General features: G+C 64.9%; 1 protein-coding gene. It reads left to right on the top strand.

Annotated elements, in window-relative coordinates:
• The coding region (locus tag ACZ6JE_RS15190) for a methylmalonyl-CoA mutase family protein (RefSeq protein ID WP_464319478.1) at window positions 1-276 on the top strand (276 nt) is incomplete at its 3' end.

Here is a 276-nt window from a genome sequence, read left to right as displayed (position 1 = left end):
ATCCAGGAAGAGTCGATGCACTACGAGATGCTCAAGCACACCGGCGAGTACCCCATCATCGGCGTCAACACCTTCCGCAACCCGCAGGGCGAGACGGTGCCCGAGCACATCGAGCTGGCCCGCTCGACCGACGAAGAGAAGCAGTCGCAGCTGACACGGCTTGCGGAGTTCCAGGACCGCCACGCCGCAGAGGCGCCGGCGATGCTCGCCCGGCTTCAGCAGGCGGTCATCGAGAACAAGAACGTGTTCGACGTGCTGATGGAGGCGGTGCGGGTG

The sequence above is a fragment of the Frigoribacterium sp. AC759 genome, from assembly GCF_979256015.1.
This window is presented reverse-complemented; position numbering and strand designations above follow the sequence as displayed.